We start from the raw sequence: 18,848 nt of genomic DNA on the forward strand, positions 1-18,848 counted from the left end.
GGTGTACCGGCTTCTTCCACAGAAGGGCTATTCTCTACAGACGCCCGGAAAGAAGAACACAATGACGACCCCGCTCCTAGACTCCAACGGCAAGCTCAACGGCGAATCCGTACGATACGTAGCAATTGGCGATTCGTTTACCGAAGGCGTGGGCGACGTTGACCGCCGCCGCCCCAACAACCTACGAGGCTGGGCAGACCGCGTTGCCGAAGGTCTCGGCGCAGTAGACCCGCAGGCACAGTACGCAAACCTTGCTATCCGCGGACGCCTGCTCGGCCCCATCCTGGATGAACAGTTGCCTCGAGCCCTCGACCTCTGCCCCAACATTGTTACGTTCTACGGTGGCGGCAACGATATCATGCGCCCCAACGTTGATATTGACCAGCTCATGACCCGCGTCGACGAAGCCTTCGCCGCCATGCGCGCCCAGGACATCACGATTCTGACCATTACGGGCCTGGATGTGCAGGGTCAGGGACCCTTCGCCCGCACCCGTGGCCGCACCGCCACCTACAACGAGTTGCTACGCGGCATCGCTGAAGATCATGGTGCGCATATCATCGACTATTGGCGCTGGACCGACTTTCTCGACTGGCGCCTGTGGGCTGATGACCGCCTGCACATGAACGATCTCGGCCACGAACGCTTCGCATCCCGCGTGCTGGCGCAGCTGGGCCTGCCCGGTGTGGTGACTGAATCGGTACTGCCCCCGGAGGTGCAGCTGACCGCCCGTGAGAAGGTCGAACAGGAAGCACGCTGGGTCCGCGAGTTTGCCCTGCCGTGGATCGGCCGCCGCCTGAAGGGTACGAGCTCCGGCGACGGCGTGACCCCCAAGTACCCGCAGTGGGTGCCCGCGGCAAGTCTTAAGAACTAGGCTGAAGAACTAGGGGCGCGGTGGCTCACGGTACGGTGTAAAACTGTACGCCGGGGGAGTGTCCTGCGCGGTATCTGTACCGTATTTGCGCTCGCATCTACGCCGTAACTGGAACGGTGGATCCGCCGTTACTCGTACCGCCGAGAACCCTTAAACTGCCCTTTAAAACCGGGGCAGAGACGTTAAAACGAGAGTTAAAAGCTCTTTAAACGCGTGTTTAAGCCTGTTTAACAGCCCTGCGCACACCGCAAGAATCGGTGGTGCGGGGCTGTTTAAGGCTTAAATCCGGCTTAAGCTGTTAATCTCACAACATGAATTTCAACGGTGTAATTTATCGCGGGTCACATAAAGAACGCCCGTTCTTAAAATCGCGAATTAACGCCTGACTAGGGGCGTTAAAGAATCCCTTAAAAACATCTGGACTTGCAAAAATACCTGATTTTGCTAGAATGGATAGGTATGTTTGGCGTAGCGTGTCATGCATACTCCCTCGGAATGCGCACTCCCTCGCGCAGGTGGTGCATCCGGCTCAGAACACCGAGATTCCGCGGGATTTAACGGTAAATACCGGCGTGCAAGCTTGCGAGAACCCCCGTGTTTACCTAGAATTTAACGCTGTTCGTAGTGGTGGAAACGCCTCTCGACACTAATAAGCTTCACCGTTTTTCCCGCGGCGGGGATCGATGCGTGGCCTCTCACCCACGCGACGGTCTCAAACACTCTAGCCCGGCGAATAACCCGGTGCTTCTACATTGGTGGCGGGACGCTCACGAGTAACATCGACTGCGTACCGTCATAAAAGTCAATCAATAAAGGAGTGAAACATGGCAGCAGTCTGCCAGGTGACCGGAGCTGTTCCCGGCTTTGGACACAGCATTTCGCACTCGCATCGCCGCAACAAGCGTCGATTCGACCCGAACGTACAGAAGAAGACCTACTGGGTTCCTTCGCTGCGTCGTAAGGTAACCCTGAACGTGTCCGCTAAGGGCATCAAGGTGATCGATGCTCGTGGCATCGATGCCGTTGTTGCAGAAATCATCGCACGCGGGGAGAAGATCTAGTAAATGGCATCCAAGGCTAAGGACCTCCGTCCTATCATCAAGCTCAAGTCCACTGCTGGCACCGGTTACACCTACGTGACCCGTAAGAACCGCCGCAACAACCCCGACCGCATGGTGCTGAAGAAGTACGACCCCGTCGTCCGCAAGCACGTTGACTTCCGAGAGGAGCGCTAAGAATGGCTAAGAAGTCCAAGATCGCTCGCAACGAGCAGCGCAAGGTCATCGTCGCTCGCTACAACGAGAAGCGTATCGCGCTGAAGAAGACCCTGATTGACGAGAACGCTACCCCCGAGGAGCGCGAAGCAGCACGCGTGGCACTGCAGAAGCTGCCCCGCAACGCTTCCCCCGTGCGCGTGCGTAACCGCGACCAGATTGACGGTCGTCCCCGCGGCACCTTCCAGAAGTTCGGCATTTCCCGCGTGCGCTTCCGCGAGATGGCACACCGCGGCGAGCTGCCCGGCATCACCAAGTCCAGCTGGTAAATCTGGTATTTTAGTTCCTAAACGGTTTTCCGTCGTTACCGACGGTCACTCGCTTTAGACTCAAACCTTTTAAGTCTCTGGAAGGGGCACCCTAATGGCTAAGAACCGTACCGAACTCGTTGCAGAGGTTGCAGAGAAGTCTGGCAAGAGCCAGGCAACCGTGAATGCAGTCCTCGACGCAGTGTTCCAGGTTTTCGAGTCTTCCGTCTCCAAGGGCGAGAAGATTACCATCCCCGGTTGGCTGGCAATTGAGCGTACCGACCGTGCAGCTCGCACCGGCCGTAACCCGCAGACCGGCGAAACCATTCAGATTCCCGCCGGTCACGGCGTGAAGCTGACCGCAGGCTCCAAGCTGAAGGCAGCAGTCGCTAAGAAGTAATTCTTGAGACTTTGAATCTGCAGAAGGCCCCCACCATCAGGTGGGGGCCTTCTTTGCGTGTCAGGGTGCTTTTCGGGGAGATCCTTGTGGGACACACAGAAAAATTTAAGAAATTTTATTCATAACACATGAAAGCTATGCATGAGCTAAGCGAAAATACGCGAATTTCAAGGAGCTCTGGGAAAAATACTTATGCAGAGGGTGAGTGACACAGCTTAAACACAGCTAACTAAAGCTCAGTCTTAGACTCACACTTTAGGCTTATACCAACGGAACGGAGAATACCGCATCGACGAACGATGAAGGGTTCTCCGAACTGCCACCGACCATACACCCCATACACCCCGCACCCCGCGGGGCCTCGCAGAGGAGACCCCACATGGCACGACACAATCAGCATCGCACTGACAATCACCCCGCAGGCGCTCGCCGCGGCCTTCGAACCGGCGCGGCCGCCCTTTCCCTGGCCGCTATTGCCGCTCTCGGCCTGAGCGCATGCGGCACCCAGAACACCTCGAACACCACCACCGCAACTGCCACCGCAATGGCAAGCAACACGGCAGATGCCGCGGTCAATGCGGGCAACGGAAAGGTGACCGTCAAGGCCAGCCCCACCGCCAGCCCCACCGCATCCGCCGGTAGCACCCAGAGCACCGGAACCGTGACCGTCACCGGTGCGGACGGCACCGGTGTCACCGCAGATGCCAGCGGTAACGCTACCGTCAATGGTGGCTCGGGTAACTTCGGATCTTCCGCGAAGGTGGATGAGAAGGCGGGGGAGAGCGCATCCTCAAGGGGTAATAGCGGTAACTCTGGCACCACCGCTACCGCCAGCGGGACCATCAGCGCGGCTAACGGTTACACCCTCATTGAGATTGAGAGCGATGGCGGTTGGAGCTACCACGCACCCAACGGCGACGTCATTGAGGTAAACGCTGACGGTTCCTGGGAACGCGTTGGCCAGAACGGTACCGTTGAAGTGAAGTCGGACGGCTCGTGGGAGCAGACCGGCCAGGGTAGCGTTGTTGAGGTGAGCGCCGACGGCACCTGGAAGCAGACCGGCCAGGGCACAATCCAGGTGCCCGTCGTTCCCGCCAAGCCCGCGGGGGCCACCGTGAACCCCGTGCAACCGGTCGTGCCCCGCTCGTAAGCCGCGAAATTTTTATGGCTTGACCCTCAGCTCACTGAGTAGGTCAAATCCCTAACTCTCGATAGAATTAAAATGGTTGGCTAACCGATAAACGTTCAAATATTCTTTATGAATATTGCGGAACCTTCCCGAACACCTCACCCTGCCAGCCAACTGTATTGAACAACCACTAGGAGAAAACAATGGCAATTACCCCCGCAGCGAAGAAGACCGCCGCCGTTCTGTCCATCGCCCTTGCAGGCGCACTGGGTCTGAGCGCATGTGGCTCGCAGTCCTCCTCGAACACCACCGCAAGCTCCTCGGCTACCGCATCGCCCAGCGCATCGGCGCAGGCTACCTCCAGCTCCTCGGCTAAGGCTTCCTCCTCCGCATCGGCATCGGCAACCGCTAACGTGAGCGTTGACGCTAACGGCAACGTGACCGTCAAGGCTAACGACGGCGAGGGTAACTCCGCAGACGTCAAGGTCGGTGCAGACGGCAAGGCATCCGTAGACGCTAAGGACTCCGAGGGCAACACCTCCAAGACCGAGGCTGACGACAAGGGTAACGCTAAGGCAGAGTCCAAGGACTCTGCGGGTAACACCTCTGTGAGCGGTTCCGAGGTTTCCGAGGATGGCAGCTGGACCGTTCAGGACGACGCCACCAACACCCAGATTGCTGTGCAGGCTGACGGTTCCTGGAGCCGCCAGGATGCAGAGGGCCAGGTTTCCGTGCAGGCTGACGGTTCCTGGAGCATCCAGACCAACGCAGGCGTGCAGGCAACCGTGGACGCTTCCGGTGAGGTGACCTCCATCATGGGCGGCGAGAAGTCTCAGCTGCAGGCTCCGAAGGTTCCCACCAAGCCCGCTAAGGCTAAGGTTGATCCCGTCAAGCCCGCACAGCCCAAGTAAGCTGTAAAGAGCTGATAACGGCTAGTCACGCTCTGCGAGCGTGACGGCCCGCCTGACTAGCGAAGGACGCCCCGTGCGCATCCGAACGTGATGCGTGCGGGGCGTTTTGCGTCTTCAAGCCGGGCTAAGAAGACCAGTAGAGCTGAGAAGACCCGTAAGCGGGGGAGGGGGCACCGCAACATCTCAAGGAGCTTTCAGGTCGCGGTGCTAGCATGAAAGCGTACGCCGGGCATACCGGAGTACAGGTCAACCACACTACGCACTGCGCCGTCGCAGAGCGGCGCATACAGAAAAGAGAAACCACGATGAAGAAGTCCATTGCTGTTCTGTCCCTGACCATCGCAGGAGCCCTCGGCCTCGTGGCCTGCGGCGGTTACAAAGTGTCCGCCCCCAGCGGTTCCGCAAGTGCGTCGGCATCTGCATCCGCGACCGCCTCTGCAAGCCCCTCGGCGGCCGCCCAGTCCTCCAGCCCCTCGGCGGCGGAAACCACCAAGGCTGAAGCTAAGAGCACCCAGACTTCCTCGGCAGATTCCTCCGGCGCCACGGAAGCATCTAAGGGCGCAGGGGATGACTCCCAGCAGTCGGACGAGACAAGTTACAGTGCTGCTAAGGAATTCGTGAAGAAATTCCAGGAGAAGCCCGGAGTGAAGAAGACCGAAAGCAGCGACGGAACCGCATACTACAACGATGAGGTTGCCTACGTCGAAGGCAAGGACGGCACCGTTATCGGCATCATGAGCGACGGTGAGTGGACCAGCATGAGCTCCGATGGAGTCACCGTTTTCGTGGACAAGGATGGTTCTTGGGCCGTGGCCAACTCAAAGGATAACCTTTACACCGTCGTTAAGGCGGACGGCACCGGCGCCATCATGAACACCAAGACCCTCGAAGAAGGCACCGACGTGTCGGCCATCAAGACCCCGAAGACCCCCGGCCGTATCGATGGCTTCAACGGCACCCCTATAACTCCCGTCAAGGCAACTAAAATCGGTAAGTTCTCCGAGGTCGCAGACTCCATGAAGAAGTAAACAGAAATAGCTTCCCGAATCTGGGATCCGATACCCCGCGCGTATCCGAACGTGATGCGTTCGGGGTATTTCTACGTTCAAGGGAAGAATGAGGGTCAGACGCTTCCCAGGTAACGGTGCTAAGATATGGACGCGCCCAAAAACGGGTGTCACCAACCACATTTATACACAGCGTCGCGATGATGTCGCGACGCATGACGGAAAGAGAAATCCGCCGTGAAGAAGTCTATTGCTGTACTGTCTCTGAGCCTAGCAGGCCTGCTCGGCCTGGCCGCCTGTGGGTCCTCCCCGAAGAACCCGGATAGTAGCCAGAGCGCATCCTCCAGCGCGTCCGCTTCCGCAACTGCCTCGGCACCCGCAAGCACCTCCGCAGCAGCAACCAGCGGCAGCACCACCTCCGTAGCAGCTGAAACCACCAAGGCAGAAACCAAGACCACCCAGGGCACCATCAGCGCCCCCAGCGGTCTGCCCAGCGAAGCAACCGAAGCACTCAAGAAGGGCGAAGGGTCCGCCCAGCAGGTAGCCTCCGACGGCTATACCGCCAGCAAGGAAGCCCTGAACGCGTTCAAGAACGAGGCCGGTGTGAAGAAGGTGCAGACCAGCGACGGCACCGTCTACTACACCGATAAACTCGCTGGCTTCGAATCCAAGGACGGCGCTATTGTCAGCATCCAGAATAACGGTGTGTGGACCAGCATTGACTCCAACGGTACAACCATCGTCGTGAGCGAGGACGGCTCCTGGATCAAGACCAACCCCAAGGACAACCTCTACACCGTCGTCAAGGCAGACGGCACCGCATCCGTGCTGAACACCAAGACCTTCGAGCAGGCAACTGACGTCTCCAGCATCGAAACTCCGAAGGCACCGGGTCGTATCGACGGCTTCAGCGGCACCGCTAAGACCCCGGTCAAGCCCACCAAGATCGGTGACCTCTCCGAGGTTGCAGGTGCCAAGTAAAAACTAGCTCATGCCCCTGGGACGAACAGCCCAACAGAACAGGGACACCAGCGCCCCGCACGTATCCCCGTGGATGCGTGCGGGGCGTTCTCGTACGTGTGCTCTCGGCTTCCGGTATTTTTCCCCGGTATTTTGGGTTTAGAGAGCGCCGCCGGAGCCCAGACTTTTCCCAGGGAACGGTGCTAGGATGATGCCGTGCCCCAGACAGGGCACGTCAGCTACACCCATACACGGCGTCGTGACCGGGTTACGACGCTTGACGGAAAGAGAATGTCTCCGTGAAGAAGTCTATTGCTGTATTGTCTCTAAGCCTGGCAAGCCTGCTCGGCCTGGCCGCCTGCGCCCCCGCGGTGAAGGCCCCCGTAGCCTCCCGTGATTCCGCATCTGCAAGCGCCTCCGCCTCACCCTCTGCCTCGCCCTCCGCAGAGGACTCACAATCTGCCAGCGAATCCCCCTCCGCAAGTAGCGAGAGCTCTTCTAAGCCCTCCTCGAGCGCCTCTGCCCAGGAGACCGCTAGCAGCGACTCAACGGAGGAGGACGGGGCTGCCAAGTCGCGGAAGCTGGCCATGGACCTCTACAAAACGTACGCCAATTCAGTCTCTATCGCTGAGGGGACCCGTAGCGTCGTTAAGGGTGAAAACGCCGATGGTAAGACCTACACCTCAGAAAGGAACAAGGTCACTTTGGTTGCGGGGAAGGACAACGAGTACATCATCCGCATCAAGAATGACGGTAGCTGGAGCCGTGCAAGGGCCAACGGTGAGGCGGAGCTAGTGGACACCGACGGTTCCTGGATCAGGATTAAGCCTGACGGCGAACGCATCGCGGTCAAGGGGAGCGGCGCCGTCTATATTTCCTACCACCAGGGCGATGTGCCCAAGGACCTCATTAACACCCTGGAAACCCCCAAGCTTCCCGCCCCCGTGGAAGGCGGCGTGGGCGTCCCCAAGGAACCTGTGAAGCCGACGAAGATCAGCTCGGTCACGAACTAAAATCCATAAGAAGCCTCGAATATCGCGGCACCTCGCCCCGTGCGCATCCGAACGTGATGCGTGCGGGGCGTTCTCGTACGCGTGCTCTCGGTCTTCGGTATTTTGCCCAGGCATTTCGGGTTCGGAGAGGCGCCGCTGGAGCCCAGACTTTTCCCAGGGAACGGTGCTAGGATGTGGGCATGCCCGAAGCTGGGCATTACCAACCACATCCATACACAGCGTTGTGATGATGTCGCGACGCATGACGGAAAGAGAAATCCGCCGTGAAAAAGTCTATTGCTGTACTGTCTCTAAGCGTGGCAAGCCTGCTCGGTCTAGCCGCCTGCGCCCCCGCTGTGGAGGCCCCCGTTGCCTCCCGTGATTCCGCATCGGCAAGCGCCTCCGCTTCACCCTCCGCCTCGTCTTCTGCTTCGCCCTCTGCACGTAGCGAGAGCTCATCTAGCCCCTCATCTAAACCTACTTCGAGCGCTTCTGGCAGGGCAACCGCTAGCAGCGACACAACGCAGGGAGCATCCTCAGCGGTAGGGGCTGACGAGATGCAGTACAAGGCCAGGAAACACTACGAAACGTACTACCAAAAAATTGCCGAGGCTGAGAAGGACCCCGCCGTTGTGAAGGGCGAAAACGCCGATGGTAAGACCTACATCTTAGAAAAAGACAAGCTTGCTATGGTCGTGGGGAAGAACAATGAATACATCATCTTCCACCAGCATGACGGGAACTGGAGCCGTCTGAGGCCTAACGGTGAGCTAGAACTAACGTACTCCGATGGGGCCTGGGTCAGGGTAATGCCGGACGGTGAACGTATCGCAGTCAAGGCGAGCGGTAACACCAACATTGCCTACCATCAGGGCGATGTATCCGAGGACATCATTACCTCGCTGAAAACCCCCGAAGTCCCCGCCCAAGTGGAAGGTTTCGCGAGCGTCCCCCAAAAACCTGTAAAGCCGAAGAAGCTTGGCACGGTTGTGGGCACGAAGTAAAAAGCCTCGAGCGTCTCGGTCCGTGCGCATCCGTTTTGGATGTGCACGGACCGATTTTTAATATCTGCCTGCGCGTCTCTACCTGAGACGGGGTTACTCCTTTGGGACAAGCTACACGTGGTCGCTTGAGAACTCGAGACCGAGTGTCTGAAGAGCCGCACAACTCTCAACAACAGGGAATATGACTTAATATGACGGGTCGTTAAGCCCCCAAGTCACAAAGCTCAACTCCCAGCGAACCACCCACCCCACGCTGGCATAATGGGGACAGCAAACCAACGCGCCCACACGCGGCGCACCCAACAGGAGAGAAAACCATGAGCGAGAACACCACCCGCAGCGTACGCGTACGCGCCAGCGAACTTGAAGGCCGAGCCTGGCTCAACACCGGCGACAAAAACCTCACCCTGGCCGACCTTCGCGGCAAAATCGTTATTCTCGACTTCTGGACCCTCTGCTGCATCAACTGCCTGCACGTCCTCGACGAACTGCGCCCCCTCGAAGAAGAATTCTCCGACGTGCTCGTCACCGTCGGCGTGCACAGCCCCAAATTCGAGCACGAAGCCGACCCCGTAGCGCTCGCCGCGGCCGTCGACCGCTACCACATCACCCACCCCGTACTCGACGACCCCGAACTGACCACCTGGCAGGCCTACACCGCCCGCGCATGGCCCACCCTCGTCGTCATCGACCCCGAAGGCTACATCGTCGCCCACCTCTCCGGCGAAGGCCACGTGCAGGGCCTCACCTCCCTCGTACGCGAACTCGTCGCCGAACACGAAGCGAAGGGCACTCTGCACCGCGGCGACGGCCCCTACGTGCCCCGCCCCAAGGCCGCCGGCACCTACGCCTTCCCCGGCAAAGCCATCGAACTGCCCGCCGAATTCGGCCCCGCAAACCTCTTCGGCAACCGCGAGCGCACCTACCTCGTCGCCGATAGCGCGCGCCACCGCATCCTGCAGGTAGCAGCCGACCTCAACACCGTCATCAACACCTACGGTGGCGGCGACGACCCCGTGAACCACCCCGTCAAGGGCCACGTCGACGGCACCGGTACCGAAGCACGCTTCAACGAACCCGCCGGCCTCGCCCTCGTACCCGAGAACCTGCGCGAGCAGCTCGGCTACGACGTGCTCGTCGCCGACACCGTCAACCACCGCCTGCGCTCCCTCAACCTGCGCACCGGCGAGGTACGCACCCTCGCAGGTAACGGCGTGCAGCGCGTCATCGACGGCGACAACGCCGTCACCGGCGACCCCAACCACATCCCCACCGGCGTGCCCGCCACCGAGATTGCGCTCTCCTCTCCCTGGGACGCCGTCTACTCCCGTGAAGCCGGTCAGTTCATCATCGCCATGGCAGGCACCCACCAGCTCTTCGGTTACGAACCCGTCACCGGCGCCCTCAGCATCTTCGCCGGCTCCGGCGTGGAAGGCCTCGCCGACGGCCTCGCCGCCGAAGCCTGGTTCGCCCAGCCCTCCGGCATTATCGAAGCACGCGACGGCAGCCTCTGGGTCGCATGCTCCGAAACCAGCGGCCTGCGCCACGTCACCTTCACCGAAGACGGCGTACAGGTCACCTCCGCAGTCGGCAAGGGCCTGTTCGACTTCGGCTTCGTCGACGGCGACTCCGACACCGCCCGCATGCAGCACCCCCTCGGCCTGACCGAACTGCCCGACGGCTCCATCGCCGTCGCCGACACCTACAACGGCGCTATCCGCCGCTGGGACCCGGTCACCGGCACGCTCGGCACCCTCGAACGCGGCCTCGACGAGCCCTCCGACCTGCTCGTCGAAGAGGTACCCGGCGAGGAGCCGCGCCTCATCATCGTCGAAACCAACGCGCACCAGCTCGTGCGCGCCTCCATTCCCGCGAAGGCACAGCACGTCGACGAAGGCGCCATCACCACCGCGCGCCCCTCCACCAAGCTCACCGGCGGCACCCTCGAATTCGTCTCACGATTCACCGTGCCCACCGGCCAGAAGCTCGACACCCGCTGGGGCGACCCCACCCAGCTGAAGATCTCCTCCACCCCCGAGAACTTCATCCTGGAAGGCGCCGGCACCTCCACCGGGCTGACCCGCACCCTCGTGCTCAACCCCGAGATTACCGAGGCGGTCCTACACATCACCGCCCGCGCCGCCGCCTGCGACGGCACCCCCGACGGTGACATCCCCGAGCACGCAGCATGCCACCTCTACCAGCAGGACTGGGGTATTCCCGTGGTCGTGACCGGTGACGAGGCAGACGAAAGCGAACTCGTCCTGGACCTGCGCGGTATCAACTAGGGATCTATAAAAGAATCAAGGGTCAGTATTATCCTCGCTCCTACAGGGGCACCCGTCCTCGCTTCGCTCGGACACCCTGATGTCGCTACGGATAATACTGACCCTATTTCTGTTGTGCCGACCTGATACCGCTACGGATAGTGCCGGTTCCCTTCGTATTTTTAGGATTGTGGGACGCGAAAGGGCCGGGTCATCCTCGCTCCTACAGGGGAACCCGCCCTCGCTTCGCTCGGGCACCCTGATGTCGCTACGGATAACACCGGCCCTTTCTCAACCCTTATAAACTACGAGCCAGTATGCTCTTCGCTCCTACAGGGGAACCCGTCCTCGCTTCGCTCGGGCACCCTGATGTCGCGTTCAGAGCATACTGGCTCTCGCGCAGCTCAGCGGTTTTAGAAGGTGACGTGCACCGCCTTCGCGTCCGCCTCCACCGAGGCCTTCAGCGTAAACGGAATCTCCTTCTGCACCTGCGAGCGCACACCCGTGTACAGATCCAGCTGCGTAAACGACACCTTCACCGTGCCCTTCATCGGCTGCACCGACCACACACCCGAGGCATTCACGCTCACCTGCGGATCCGCGACCTTCTCAACGGTCCACTGAACCGTCGAATCCACGCGGCCGCCGAAGCTGTACTCAAACGGGCAACCCGTCGGGTACAGCGCGTTCTGGGCCGCGCACTTCTGCAGATGGTCGTTAATCTGCTCCTTAACCGAAGCCAACGCGTTATCGCTCGGCTTCAAATCGACGCGTGCCATGTGCTCACCCCGGTTATTCGTGACCGTCTCCGTCACCTTCTGGGCCGTGTACACCGTCGAATCGTACGAGACAGCGTACGTACCCGGGTAGAACACCGGGAACGTCGCCTCGCCCTCGTCCACCGCGACCTTACGGTTATTAATCGTCGCGGCCTCCACGCCCTGAATATTCACCTTCACCGTAGGCAGGGTATCGCCATCGATAGCCCACTTATCGAAAAAGCCCCAGTGCGTACCCGAGTGATGCAGATGGAAATCCGTGTGCTGCGGCTGCCCGTCCAGAGTGTAGGACGCGCGCACCGTCGCCTGCCGGCCGTCCTCGCTCGTCTCAACAACCTCGTAATCCACCCGCGACATCGAGGCGACCGAACGCTTCAGCGCCTCGCCGTCCAGCAGTGCCGCATCCCCGGCAGGAATCTGGGCGTTCAACAGGCCACGCGCATGCGAACCGTTCCCCACGCGCAGGGCATGGAAATACTCCCGCACCTGGCCGGTCGGACCGTACACCAGCTTATTCGTCATAATCAGTGCCGCCGCCGCAATCGAGGCCGCCACCACAACACCAATCATCCACAGGGCCAGGACCCGTTCCACAGGAGAAAAATTACGCATAGAACCAGGGTAACGCAGGTAGTCCGGCTAGGATTCACGACGACCACACACTAAAGTGGAGTGTATGGCAGAACGCGCTCACGAAGTACCCGCCAAATACGGCGAAGTCCACGAACTATTCCACCCCCGCATGCGCTCCTACGGCAGGCGCATCGAGGCGTCCATCCCCGGCACCATCGTGCTTGTCGCCGCGCTCGCCTTCATCTTCTACAAACGACCCGCGCTGCCGTACACCATCCTTGTGCTACTCATCGGCACTATCGCCGGCATCAACCTCTACTCGGTGCTCAAACCGACCATTATCGTCATCACCAAGACCCACGTGCTACGTGCCCGCACCTTCGGGTGGTTCGCCGTACCCCGCGCCGACATCAACCACACCATCTTCGCGGAGAAGCTCTACCCCAAGAAGGCCTACGGCCAAAACCTCAAAACCATGGCCGGACGCATCCGCTACCGCAGCTTCCCCGCCATGTGGGCCGTCGACAAGGACGGCAAGCAGCTCATGCGTCTCGACGGGCGAGTCTGGGACGGCAAAACCATGCGTGAGGTTTCGTCGAAGCTCTCGGCCAAAACCACCATCTACAAGCAGATCAACGTCATCAGCATGGACAAGGAACACAAGGGCCTCATCACCTTCAACGAGCTGCACCCCGGCTGGCGGTCCAGCCTGCTGACCATCCTCGCGGTCATCGTCGTGGTCATCCTCTTCGCGGCCTCCTTCCTGCCCGAAGAGATCGCCCGCAACATCTACATGATCCACTAGGCGGATGCGCCCCTCGGCAGACGCGTAAAGGCCCGGCACCCACCCCGCAATGGGGGAGGCGCCGGGCCTTTTGCGAGCCTTGCCTAGCTCTTAAAGCTGAGCCTAGTTCTCGGGGCGGGAGAGCACCGCCACCAGGAACTCTGAGGAGCCCTCCTGATAGGGGTGCATCTGCCACGAGGAGTAGGTGTTATCGACGTTCAGGCCGACCTCGCGGGCATCGGCCAGGAACTGCTCGAACGCGTAATCGCGGCCCGGACCGGAGCCGTAACCCACGACGGCGCGGCCGCCGGGGGCCAGCACGCGGCGGAAGTTCTCCACCACCGGCTTACGGGTCGAACGGGCGAGGAAACCCATCACGTTACCGGCACACACCAGAAGCTCGAAACCGTTCTCTGCGGTGGCGTCACCCTCGATGCCCAGCACCTCCGGCAGATCCACCAGGTCGGCGGTAATCCAGGTGGCATCCGGGCAGACGCGGCGTGCCTCTTCGATGAGCTCGGGGTCAATGTCAACGCCGGTCACGCGGTGGCCCAGGGCGTGCAGCTGCTTGCCCACACGGCCCGGACCCGAGCCCGCGTCCAGAATCTTCGCGCCGCGCGACGCCAGGGCGTTCACCATGCGGGACTCACCGGCCATATCGTTGCCCTCGGCCTCCATGGCCTTGAAGCGGTCGATGTACCACTGCGAGTGATTCGGGTTGGTCTCCTTCTTGACGAGCCACAGGGACTTCTCGCGCTCGCCCGGCGCGTTGAAACTCAGCATTGCCATAAATACTCCTTTGACAGGGTTGAGGATGCGCCAACCGCCACCAGGCAAGGTGACCGCGGCATATAAGCGGTGTGTGCGCTACGTACTAGCATAGCCCCACCCGGCACCTGCCGGTAAGGGCAGTAAGAGCCGGACGGGGCTATCGGAAGCGCTACAGAGGCGCTACAGGGGCTGGACGATAGGAGCGTGTTTAGAGGTGGTCGCCCTCAACATTCGACGGACCCGCTGCAAACGCCTTACGGATCTGCTCCTGGCGCTCCTCCTCAGCCAGACGAGCAGCCTCGGCGAACTGTTCCTCGATATCGCCCATCAACGCCTCGACCTCCTCGAGACCAACCGCCGGGCCTCCGGCCATCAGGCCGTCAGAGCCCAGCACGACGGCCAGCGGCACGCCGTAACCGAAGTTCGCCGCGCTCGCCGACTCACGGTCAATCAGCGGGGTCAGACCCTCGGGAAAACTACCGTTATTGCGCGACTTATTCAGCGACTCCAGGGAGGAGTACACCGGGTGCAGGGCCACCTGCGGCAGACGCTCCTGCCACTGCGGCATAGTCTTCAGGAACTTGACGCAACCACCGCAGGTCGCCGAGACGAACACAAGCACGCGCGCCTGAGTCTTCGCAATCTCGCGCATGGTCGTGCGGCGGCCATCCTCAAGATAGAGGGCGCCCAGCGGGATGGGCATGCGCACGTACAGCTCCTCGCCGTTCTCGTCGTACACCGGCTCGGGCAGGATAACCTGCGGACGCTCATCCGCCGCACCCAGGGCGTCGCCGCGGCGTACCGCATCCAGGGTTGCCGCGATGAGGGCGGCCCCGCCCGCCCAGAGCCAGCCGGAGGCATCCAGTGAGAACAGCGTGAAGAGCACACCTGCGCCGCCGGCCAGGGCCGCCGCGTGGGTACCCGCCGCAGCTACCAGCAGCGACAGATTGCGGAAGAGGGTGTAGCGACTGACCGGGGCCGTCGACTCAGAACCGAAACAATTGCAGCCCGCAGTGCGTCCCGTCGCCAGGGCGCGGGCAATCACCACCGTGTAGAAAATCATCAGGACCAGAGCCAGGCCCGAGGCGATTACGGCGGGCAGCCGCACGGGCGACAGCAACAGGACGGCGGCTAGGGCGATCTCGAACCACGGCAGGATGAGCGACACGGCACGGGCCGGCGCAATCTTCTGCAGGCCGAGGTTTTCGATGCCGGTGACGGTGCTCTGCGGGTCCTTCGCCTTCGCAATACCACTGATGAGTAGGGTGAGAGCGATGAGGGCCGTGCACAGAACCAGGGGCACGGTGGGGAAAGTGAGCATGGGAATCCTTGAGTGAGTGTGCGAAAACAGGAGGCGGCAGCGGCAGTTTTTAGGCAGAATAAACCGCGCGACGTGCCGCCGTGTTATACACGATTTTACGCCCTGCACATGGGGAATTGTCCCTACTTAAGCGCCTACCAGTTAAGCGGAAAGCGGTATGCGCCCTCGTTCCTACAGGGGCACCCGCCCTCGCTTCGCTTCGGGCACCCTGATGTCGCTTCCGGAAGGGATAGCTACGCCTCGTACACGCTTAGATAGCCGTGAGGCGCACCCCGTACTCGCCCGCCAGCTCCGCATACGCCTGCACAAAGCGCTGCGCTCGCGCACCCGAGGCACAGAAAACGCCCACACGCTGATCACGCACCGACTCAAACAGGCTCAGCAGCTCCGCGGGCACGTCGGTTGCCGGCAACAACGACCCCTCAGCGTCGCTCAGATGCGACAATGGCACATGCAGCGAGCCCTCATGCTTCACCGACTCCTCACGCTCGGGCACCTCACGCACATCCAGCAGAACCTGCGGAACCTCATGCGCCGACAAATCCACCGGCACCACACGCGCCGGATCCGGCACCGCCCCAAACGACGTACACGTACCCGACAAGGCATCATACGTCAGCAGAGTACCCGCCGCCGTCGGCAAACCACTCACAAACTTGAGCACCTCCGTCGCCATCAGCGAACCAACCACAGCCGTCGTCGCACCCAACACCCCGGCAAGCGCACACGACTCAACCGTCTGCGGAATCGTCGGAAAAATATCACGCAAATGCGCACCATCCGGCTCAAAAAGACTCACCGACCCGCCAAAACGCAAAACCGTGCCCCACACCAGCGGCAAACCCGCAACCTGCGCAGCATCCGCAATCAGATACTTCGACGCAAACGTATCCGTACAATCCACCACACAATCCGGTGCCGACGCGGCAAAAAGATCCAAAATCCAGGACGCATCCACATGCCGAATCGTTGTCTCAACCGTCAACGACGGGCACAACTCCAGGGCACGGCGCGCCGCAACCTCCGCCTTCGGCTCACCCACATCAGGCACACCAAAAAGCGGCTGACGCTGAATATTCGACAGCTCCACCGAATCAGAATCCACAATATGCAGATACCCCACACCAGCCGCCGCCAACGCCTGCACCACCGGACAACCCAAACCACCAGCACCAATCACCAACACGCGGGCAGCCGCCACCGCATCCTGATCAAAGCCCGGCAGGCGACGCTGACGGTCCGTGCGCTCGCGATCCAGGCGCGCATGCTCCGGATTCACCGGGGTAGGGGAAAGGTTTACATCCACGAGACAAAACCCTCCGACGGCGACGACGCCTTCGCGTGCTCACGCACCGGAATACGGCCAGCCTCACGCGCCAACGCGCCCGCCTGCACCGCAAACTTCATCGCCTGAGCCATCGCAACCGGATCCTCAGCACGGTTCACCGCCGACGCCAACAACACCGCATCACAACCGAGCTCCATCGCCAGGGCCGCGTCGGAGGCGGTACCCACGCCAGCATCCAGAACCACCGGAACCTGCGCGCGAGAAGCAATCAGCTCAATATTGTGCGGGTTCAAAATGCCCAGGCCGGTACCAATCGGCGCGCCCAACGGCATAACCGCCGCAACGCCCGCATCCTCCAAGCGAGCGGCAGCCACCGGATCGTCAGAGGTGTACGCGAGCACCGTGAAATCCTCGGCGACCAGCTGCTCGCAAGCGTTCAACAGCTCCACGGTGTCCGGTAGCAGGGTGTCTTCGTCGTGGATGATCTCGACCTTCACCCAGGAAGTGCCCAGCGCCTCGCGGGCGAGCATCGCGGTCATCACCGCATCGGCTGCGGTGCGGCACCCTGCGGTATTGGGCAGCGGCGCGATATTGAGCTTCTGCAGAAGCGGAAAAATGGGGGTTCCTGCGGCGTGACGGCGCATGGCAACGGTCGTCATTTCGGTACCGGATGCGATGAGCGCCTGCTCGAGCAGGTCCATGCTGGTTGCGCCTCCGGAGCCCATGATGAGGCGGGATGTGAAGGTGCGGTCGCCGATGGTGAGCGGTGTGAGGCTCATGAGTTCTCCTCTGTGGGAACGTCTAGATAACGGGGTTTGCTGGTTGGTGCGGCTGGTTGGTGCGGGGCGCTACGGTGCGCCCGGTTTAGGGAACAAAAACCGAGAATATCTGTTCTTTTTTGCCGGTGGGTATCTCTCCGGTTCAGGCTGGAGAATTAGCCGCCCTGAACGGCGGTGAGGGCATCAACCCTATCTCCCTCGTTCAGCGGCACATCCAGCCACGTGGAACGCGGCACGATACTGCGGTTGAGCGCCACAGCCACGCCATTTTCGGTACCAAACTGGTCCAGGACAAGGTCAAATACGGTGCGGGCATTCGTGATTAGCGGCTCGCCGTTGTAGGTGATGGTCATGCGAAATCCTTTCGTGAGGGCGCCGGGGTGCACCCGGCAGGGACTGTGTTTAGTGGGTGAATCGTGCCGGGTCGCACGCCTGCATGATGGGCGGAATCTCAGCCCCGCAGGCGACCTCCGCACCAACCTTGCCGGCGAGCGCGGCAAGCAGAATACCGTGGCGGAAATAGCCCGTGGACACGAGCTGGCGGGTGCCGTCAGCACGGGTGCGGTGCCCGAAGATGGGCAGGTCGTCCGGGGTTCCGGGGCGGGCACCGACGTTCGCCTCCAGAAGCTCGCACTCTTCAACGGCGGGCACGAGCCGGATCGCGTCACGTAGCAGCTGGTGTACGCCGTCAATGGCGGGCAGCGTGCGGTGGTCTTCGCGGCTGGTTGCGCCGATGCACAGCTCCCCGTCGGGGCGGGGAATGAGGTAGACGGGGCGGGAGTTCACGTAGCCGCGCACCACGTGCTTGAGGATGGGCCGCGGGGCGCGCAGACGCAGAATGTCCCCGTAGACGGGGCGTAGCGGGTAGTCCCCGTGCAGTGTTGCCCCTAGTCCGGTGCAGATAATGTCGCCCGCGTCCGGGTCGGTGACCCGTTCGGCGCTGAAGGTGACGCCGCGGCGGGTGAGGGCGTCTTTGAGGGCGCGCCTCATGAGCCGCGGGTGCAGTTGATGGTCACTGGGGATGCTCACGGCGCCGGCGATACGCGGCGCCAGGAGCGGTTCGAGGGTGCGTGCCTGCGTGGGGGTGACGGGGTCTGCGGGGCGGTTCATGTCCCGGTAGTAGACGCGGGTGCGTTGCAGGTGCTCGGCGTCGGCACGGTCGGCTGCGATGATGAGCGTGCCGGTGGTGTCGTAGCCGGTGGGCAGGTCGGTGGCGCGGCTGAGCCTGCCCATGAGGGAGGGGTAGGCGTCGGCGCTGGCGGTCATGAGCGGGAAGAGCGCGTCCTGCTGGAATTGCACTTCTGCGATGGGTGCGAGCATGCCGCCGGCGTAGTGGCTGGCGGCGGGGTAGAGCGCCGTGCCGTCGTCGGTGGTGCCGTAGTCGCTGGTTTCGGCGTCGACGAGGTGCACGTTCTCGCCGCGTTCGGTGAGCTCAAACGCGGTTGTGAGGCCAATGATTCCGCCGCCAATAATCGTGATGGTCATGG

General features: G+C 61.4%; 20 protein-coding genes. 13 read left to right on the plus strand and 7 right to left on the minus strand.

Features of this window, described 5'->3' with window-relative positions; genetic code table 11:
• Positions 1–61: 61 nt before the first annotated feature.
• From ADJ95_RS07515 to ADJ95_RS07575, 12 genes are all read left to right on the plus strand, one after another.
• A complete protein-coding gene (locus ADJ95_RS07515) occupies positions 62–874 on the plus strand; it encodes an SGNH/GDSL hydrolase family protein (protein ID WP_049334026.1) in 813 nt (270 codons plus the stop codon).
• 824 nt (positions 875–1,698) lie between these two features.
• A complete protein-coding gene (rpmB, locus tag ADJ95_RS07520; RefSeq protein WP_004005966.1) occupies positions 1,699–1,935 on the plus strand; it encodes a 50S ribosomal protein L28 in 237 nt (78 codons plus the stop codon).
• 3 nt (positions 1,936–1,938) lie between these two features.
• On the plus strand, positions 1,939–2,109 hold the full coding sequence (gene rpmG, locus ADJ95_RS07525; protein WP_004005967.1) for a 50S ribosomal protein L33: 171 nt from the start codon (positions 1,939–1,941) through the stop codon (positions 2,107–2,109).
• Positions 2,110–2,111: 2 nt separating this feature from the next.
• Positions 2,112–2,417 carry a 30S ribosomal protein S14 gene (gene rpsN / locus ADJ95_RS07530; RefSeq protein WP_005506731.1) on the plus strand — a complete coding sequence of 102 codons (306 nt, stop codon included), beginning with the start codon at positions 2,112–2,114 and terminating at the stop codon, positions 2,415–2,417.
• 94 nt (positions 2,418–2,511) lie between these two features.
• On the plus strand, positions 2,512–2,796 hold the full coding sequence (locus tag ADJ95_RS07535; RefSeq protein WP_049334027.1) for an HU family DNA-binding protein: 285 nt from the start codon (positions 2,512–2,514) through the stop codon (positions 2,794–2,796).
• 379 nt (positions 2,797–3,175) lie between these two features.
• Positions 3,176–3,946, plus strand: coding sequence for a hypothetical protein (locus ADJ95_RS07540; protein WP_049334028.1), 771 nt, complete (start codon positions 3,176–3,178; stop codon positions 3,944–3,946).
• A 182-nt stretch (positions 3,947–4,128) separates the two neighbouring features.
• The gene (locus ADJ95_RS07545; RefSeq protein ID WP_049334029.1) at positions 4,129–4,836 is read left to right on the plus strand and encodes a hypothetical protein; all 708 of its coding nucleotides are present in this window, start codon (positions 4,129–4,131) and stop codon (positions 4,834–4,836) included.
• Positions 4,837–5,141: 305 nt separating this feature from the next.
• On the plus strand, positions 5,142–5,864 hold the full coding sequence (locus ADJ95_RS07550; protein ID WP_049334030.1) for a hypothetical protein: 723 nt from the start codon (positions 5,142–5,144) through the stop codon (positions 5,862–5,864).
• 216 nt (positions 5,865–6,080) lie between these two features.
• Positions 6,081–6,824, plus strand: coding sequence for a hypothetical protein (locus tag ADJ95_RS07555; RefSeq protein ID WP_049334031.1), 744 nt, complete (start codon positions 6,081–6,083; stop codon positions 6,822–6,824).
• Positions 6,825–7,102: 278 nt separating this feature from the next.
• Positions 7,103–7,816: a hypothetical protein gene (locus ADJ95_RS09310; protein ID WP_065423999.1), complete on the plus strand. Its 714-nt coding sequence runs from the start codon at positions 7,103–7,105 to the stop codon at positions 7,814–7,816.
• A 536-nt stretch (positions 7,817–8,352) separates the two neighbouring features.
• Positions 8,353–8,799 carry a hypothetical protein gene (locus ADJ95_RS07570; RefSeq protein WP_049334034.1) on the plus strand — a complete coding sequence of 149 codons (447 nt, stop codon included), beginning with the start codon at positions 8,353–8,355 and terminating at the stop codon, positions 8,797–8,799.
• A 317-nt stretch (positions 8,800–9,116) separates the two neighbouring features.
• Positions 9,117–11,087, plus strand: a complete 1,971-nt coding sequence (locus ADJ95_RS07575; protein ID WP_049334035.1) for an NHL domain-containing thioredoxin family protein — start codon at positions 9,117–9,119, stop codon at positions 11,085–11,087.
• Between the two features lie 392 nt (positions 11,088–11,479).
• On the opposite strand, the gene ADJ95_RS07580 is transcribed toward ADJ95_RS07575, so the two are convergent.
• Entirely contained in the window at positions 11,480–12,457 is a 978-nt protein-coding gene (locus ADJ95_RS07580; RefSeq protein WP_049334036.1) for a hypothetical protein, read from the minus strand.
• A gap of 64 nt (positions 12,458–12,521) precedes the next feature.
• On the opposite strand from ADJ95_RS07580, the gene ADJ95_RS07585 reads away from it, so the two are divergent.
• A complete protein-coding gene (locus ADJ95_RS07585; protein WP_049334037.1) occupies positions 12,522–13,223 on the plus strand; it encodes a hypothetical protein in 702 nt (233 codons plus the stop codon).
• A 102-nt stretch (positions 13,224–13,325) separates the two neighbouring features.
• Here the strand turns inward: ADJ95_RS07585 and ADJ95_RS07590 are convergent, their stop codons facing one another.
• From ADJ95_RS07590 to thiO, 6 genes are all read right to left on the minus strand, one after another.
• Complete coding sequence (locus ADJ95_RS07590; RefSeq protein WP_049334038.1) at positions 13,326–13,991, minus strand: class I SAM-dependent methyltransferase; 666 nt, start codon at positions 13,989–13,991, stop codon at positions 13,326–13,328.
• A gap of 190 nt (positions 13,992–14,181) precedes the next feature.
• Entirely contained in the window at positions 14,182–15,294 is a 1,113-nt protein-coding gene (locus tag ADJ95_RS07595; protein ID WP_049334039.1) for a MauE/DoxX family redox-associated membrane protein, read from the minus strand.
• Between the two features lie 250 nt (positions 15,295–15,544).
• A complete protein-coding gene (locus tag ADJ95_RS07600; RefSeq protein WP_049334040.1) occupies positions 15,545–16,600 on the minus strand; it encodes a ThiF family adenylyltransferase in 1,056 nt (351 codons plus the stop codon).
• Positions 16,591–17,361, minus strand: coding sequence for a thiazole synthase (locus ADJ95_RS07605; RefSeq protein WP_005509016.1), 771 nt, complete (start codon positions 17,359–17,361; stop codon positions 16,591–16,593). Before ADJ95_RS07605 ends, ADJ95_RS07600 begins: the two co-directional genes overlap by 10 nt.
• A gap of 155 nt (positions 17,362–17,516) precedes the next feature.
• Positions 17,517–17,714 carry a sulfur carrier protein ThiS gene (gene thiS, locus ADJ95_RS07610; protein WP_049334041.1) on the minus strand — a complete coding sequence of 66 codons (198 nt, stop codon included), beginning with the start codon at positions 17,712–17,714 and terminating at the stop codon, positions 17,517–17,519.
• Between the two features lie 49 nt (positions 17,715–17,763).
• The gene (gene thiO / locus ADJ95_RS07615) at positions 17,764–18,846 is read right to left on the minus strand and encodes a glycine oxidase ThiO (protein ID WP_049334042.1); all 1,083 of its coding nucleotides are present in this window, start codon (positions 18,844–18,846) and stop codon (positions 17,764–17,766) included.
• Positions 18,847–18,848 lie beyond the last annotated feature (2 nt).

Source organism: Rothia mucilaginosa, from assembly GCF_001061665.1.
Classification (GTDB): Bacteria; Actinomycetota; Actinomycetes; order Actinomycetales; family Micrococcaceae; genus Rothia; species Rothia mucilaginosa_A.

What these genes read in the sequence shown, in the direction of transcription:
- ADJ95_RS07515 (WP_049334026.1), top strand. Translation starts at nt 62, where the DNA reads ATGACGACCCCGCTCCTAGACTCCAACGGCAAGCTCAACGGCGAATCC.
- rpmB (WP_004005966.1), top strand. Translation starts at nt 1,699, where the DNA reads ATGGCAGCAGTCTGCCAGGTGACCGGAGCTGTTCCCGGCTTTGGACAC.
- rpmG (WP_004005967.1), top strand. Translation starts at nt 1,939, where the DNA reads ATGGCATCCAAGGCTAAGGACCTCCGTCCTATCATCAAGCTCAAGTCC.
- rpsN (WP_005506731.1), top strand. Translation starts at nt 2,112, where the DNA reads ATGGCTAAGAAGTCCAAGATCGCTCGCAACGAGCAGCGCAAGGTCATC.
- ADJ95_RS07535 (WP_049334027.1), top strand. Translation starts at nt 2,512, where the DNA reads ATGGCTAAGAACCGTACCGAACTCGTTGCAGAGGTTGCAGAGAAGTCT.
- ADJ95_RS07540 (WP_049334028.1), top strand. Translation starts at nt 3,176, where the DNA reads ATGGCACGACACAATCAGCATCGCACTGACAATCACCCCGCAGGCGCT.
- ADJ95_RS07545 (WP_049334029.1), top strand. Translation starts at nt 4,129, where the DNA reads ATGGCAATTACCCCCGCAGCGAAGAAGACCGCCGCCGTTCTGTCCATC.
- ADJ95_RS07550 (WP_049334030.1), top strand. Translation starts at nt 5,142, where the DNA reads ATGAAGAAGTCCATTGCTGTTCTGTCCCTGACCATCGCAGGAGCCCTC.
- ADJ95_RS07570 (WP_049334034.1), top strand. Translation starts at nt 8,353, where the DNA reads ATGCAGTACAAGGCCAGGAAACACTACGAAACGTACTACCAAAAAATT.
- ADJ95_RS07575 (WP_049334035.1), top strand. Translation starts at nt 9,117, where the DNA reads ATGAGCGAGAACACCACCCGCAGCGTACGCGTACGCGCCAGCGAACTT.
- ADJ95_RS07580 (WP_049334036.1), bottom strand. Translation starts at nt 12,457, where the DNA reads ATGCGTAATTTTTCTCCTGTGGAACGGGTCCTGGCCCTGTGGATGATT.
- ADJ95_RS07585 (WP_049334037.1), top strand. Translation starts at nt 12,522, where the DNA reads ATGGCAGAACGCGCTCACGAAGTACCCGCCAAATACGGCGAAGTCCAC.
- ADJ95_RS07590 (WP_049334038.1), bottom strand. Translation starts at nt 13,991, where the DNA reads ATGGCAATGCTGAGTTTCAACGCGCCGGGCGAGCGCGAGAAGTCCCTG.
- ADJ95_RS07595 (WP_049334039.1), bottom strand. Translation starts at nt 15,294, where the DNA reads ATGCTCACTTTCCCCACCGTGCCCCTGGTTCTGTGCACGGCCCTCATC.
- ADJ95_RS07605 (WP_005509016.1), bottom strand. Translation starts at nt 17,361, where the DNA reads ATGAGCCTCACACCGCTCACCATCGGCGACCGCACCTTCACATCCCGC.
- thiS (WP_049334041.1), bottom strand. Translation starts at nt 17,714, where the DNA reads ATGACCATCACCTACAACGGCGAGCCGCTAATCACGAATGCCCGCACC.
- thiO (WP_049334042.1), bottom strand. Translation starts at nt 18,846, where the DNA reads ATGACCATCACGATTATTGGCGGCGGAATCATTGGCCTCACAACCGCG.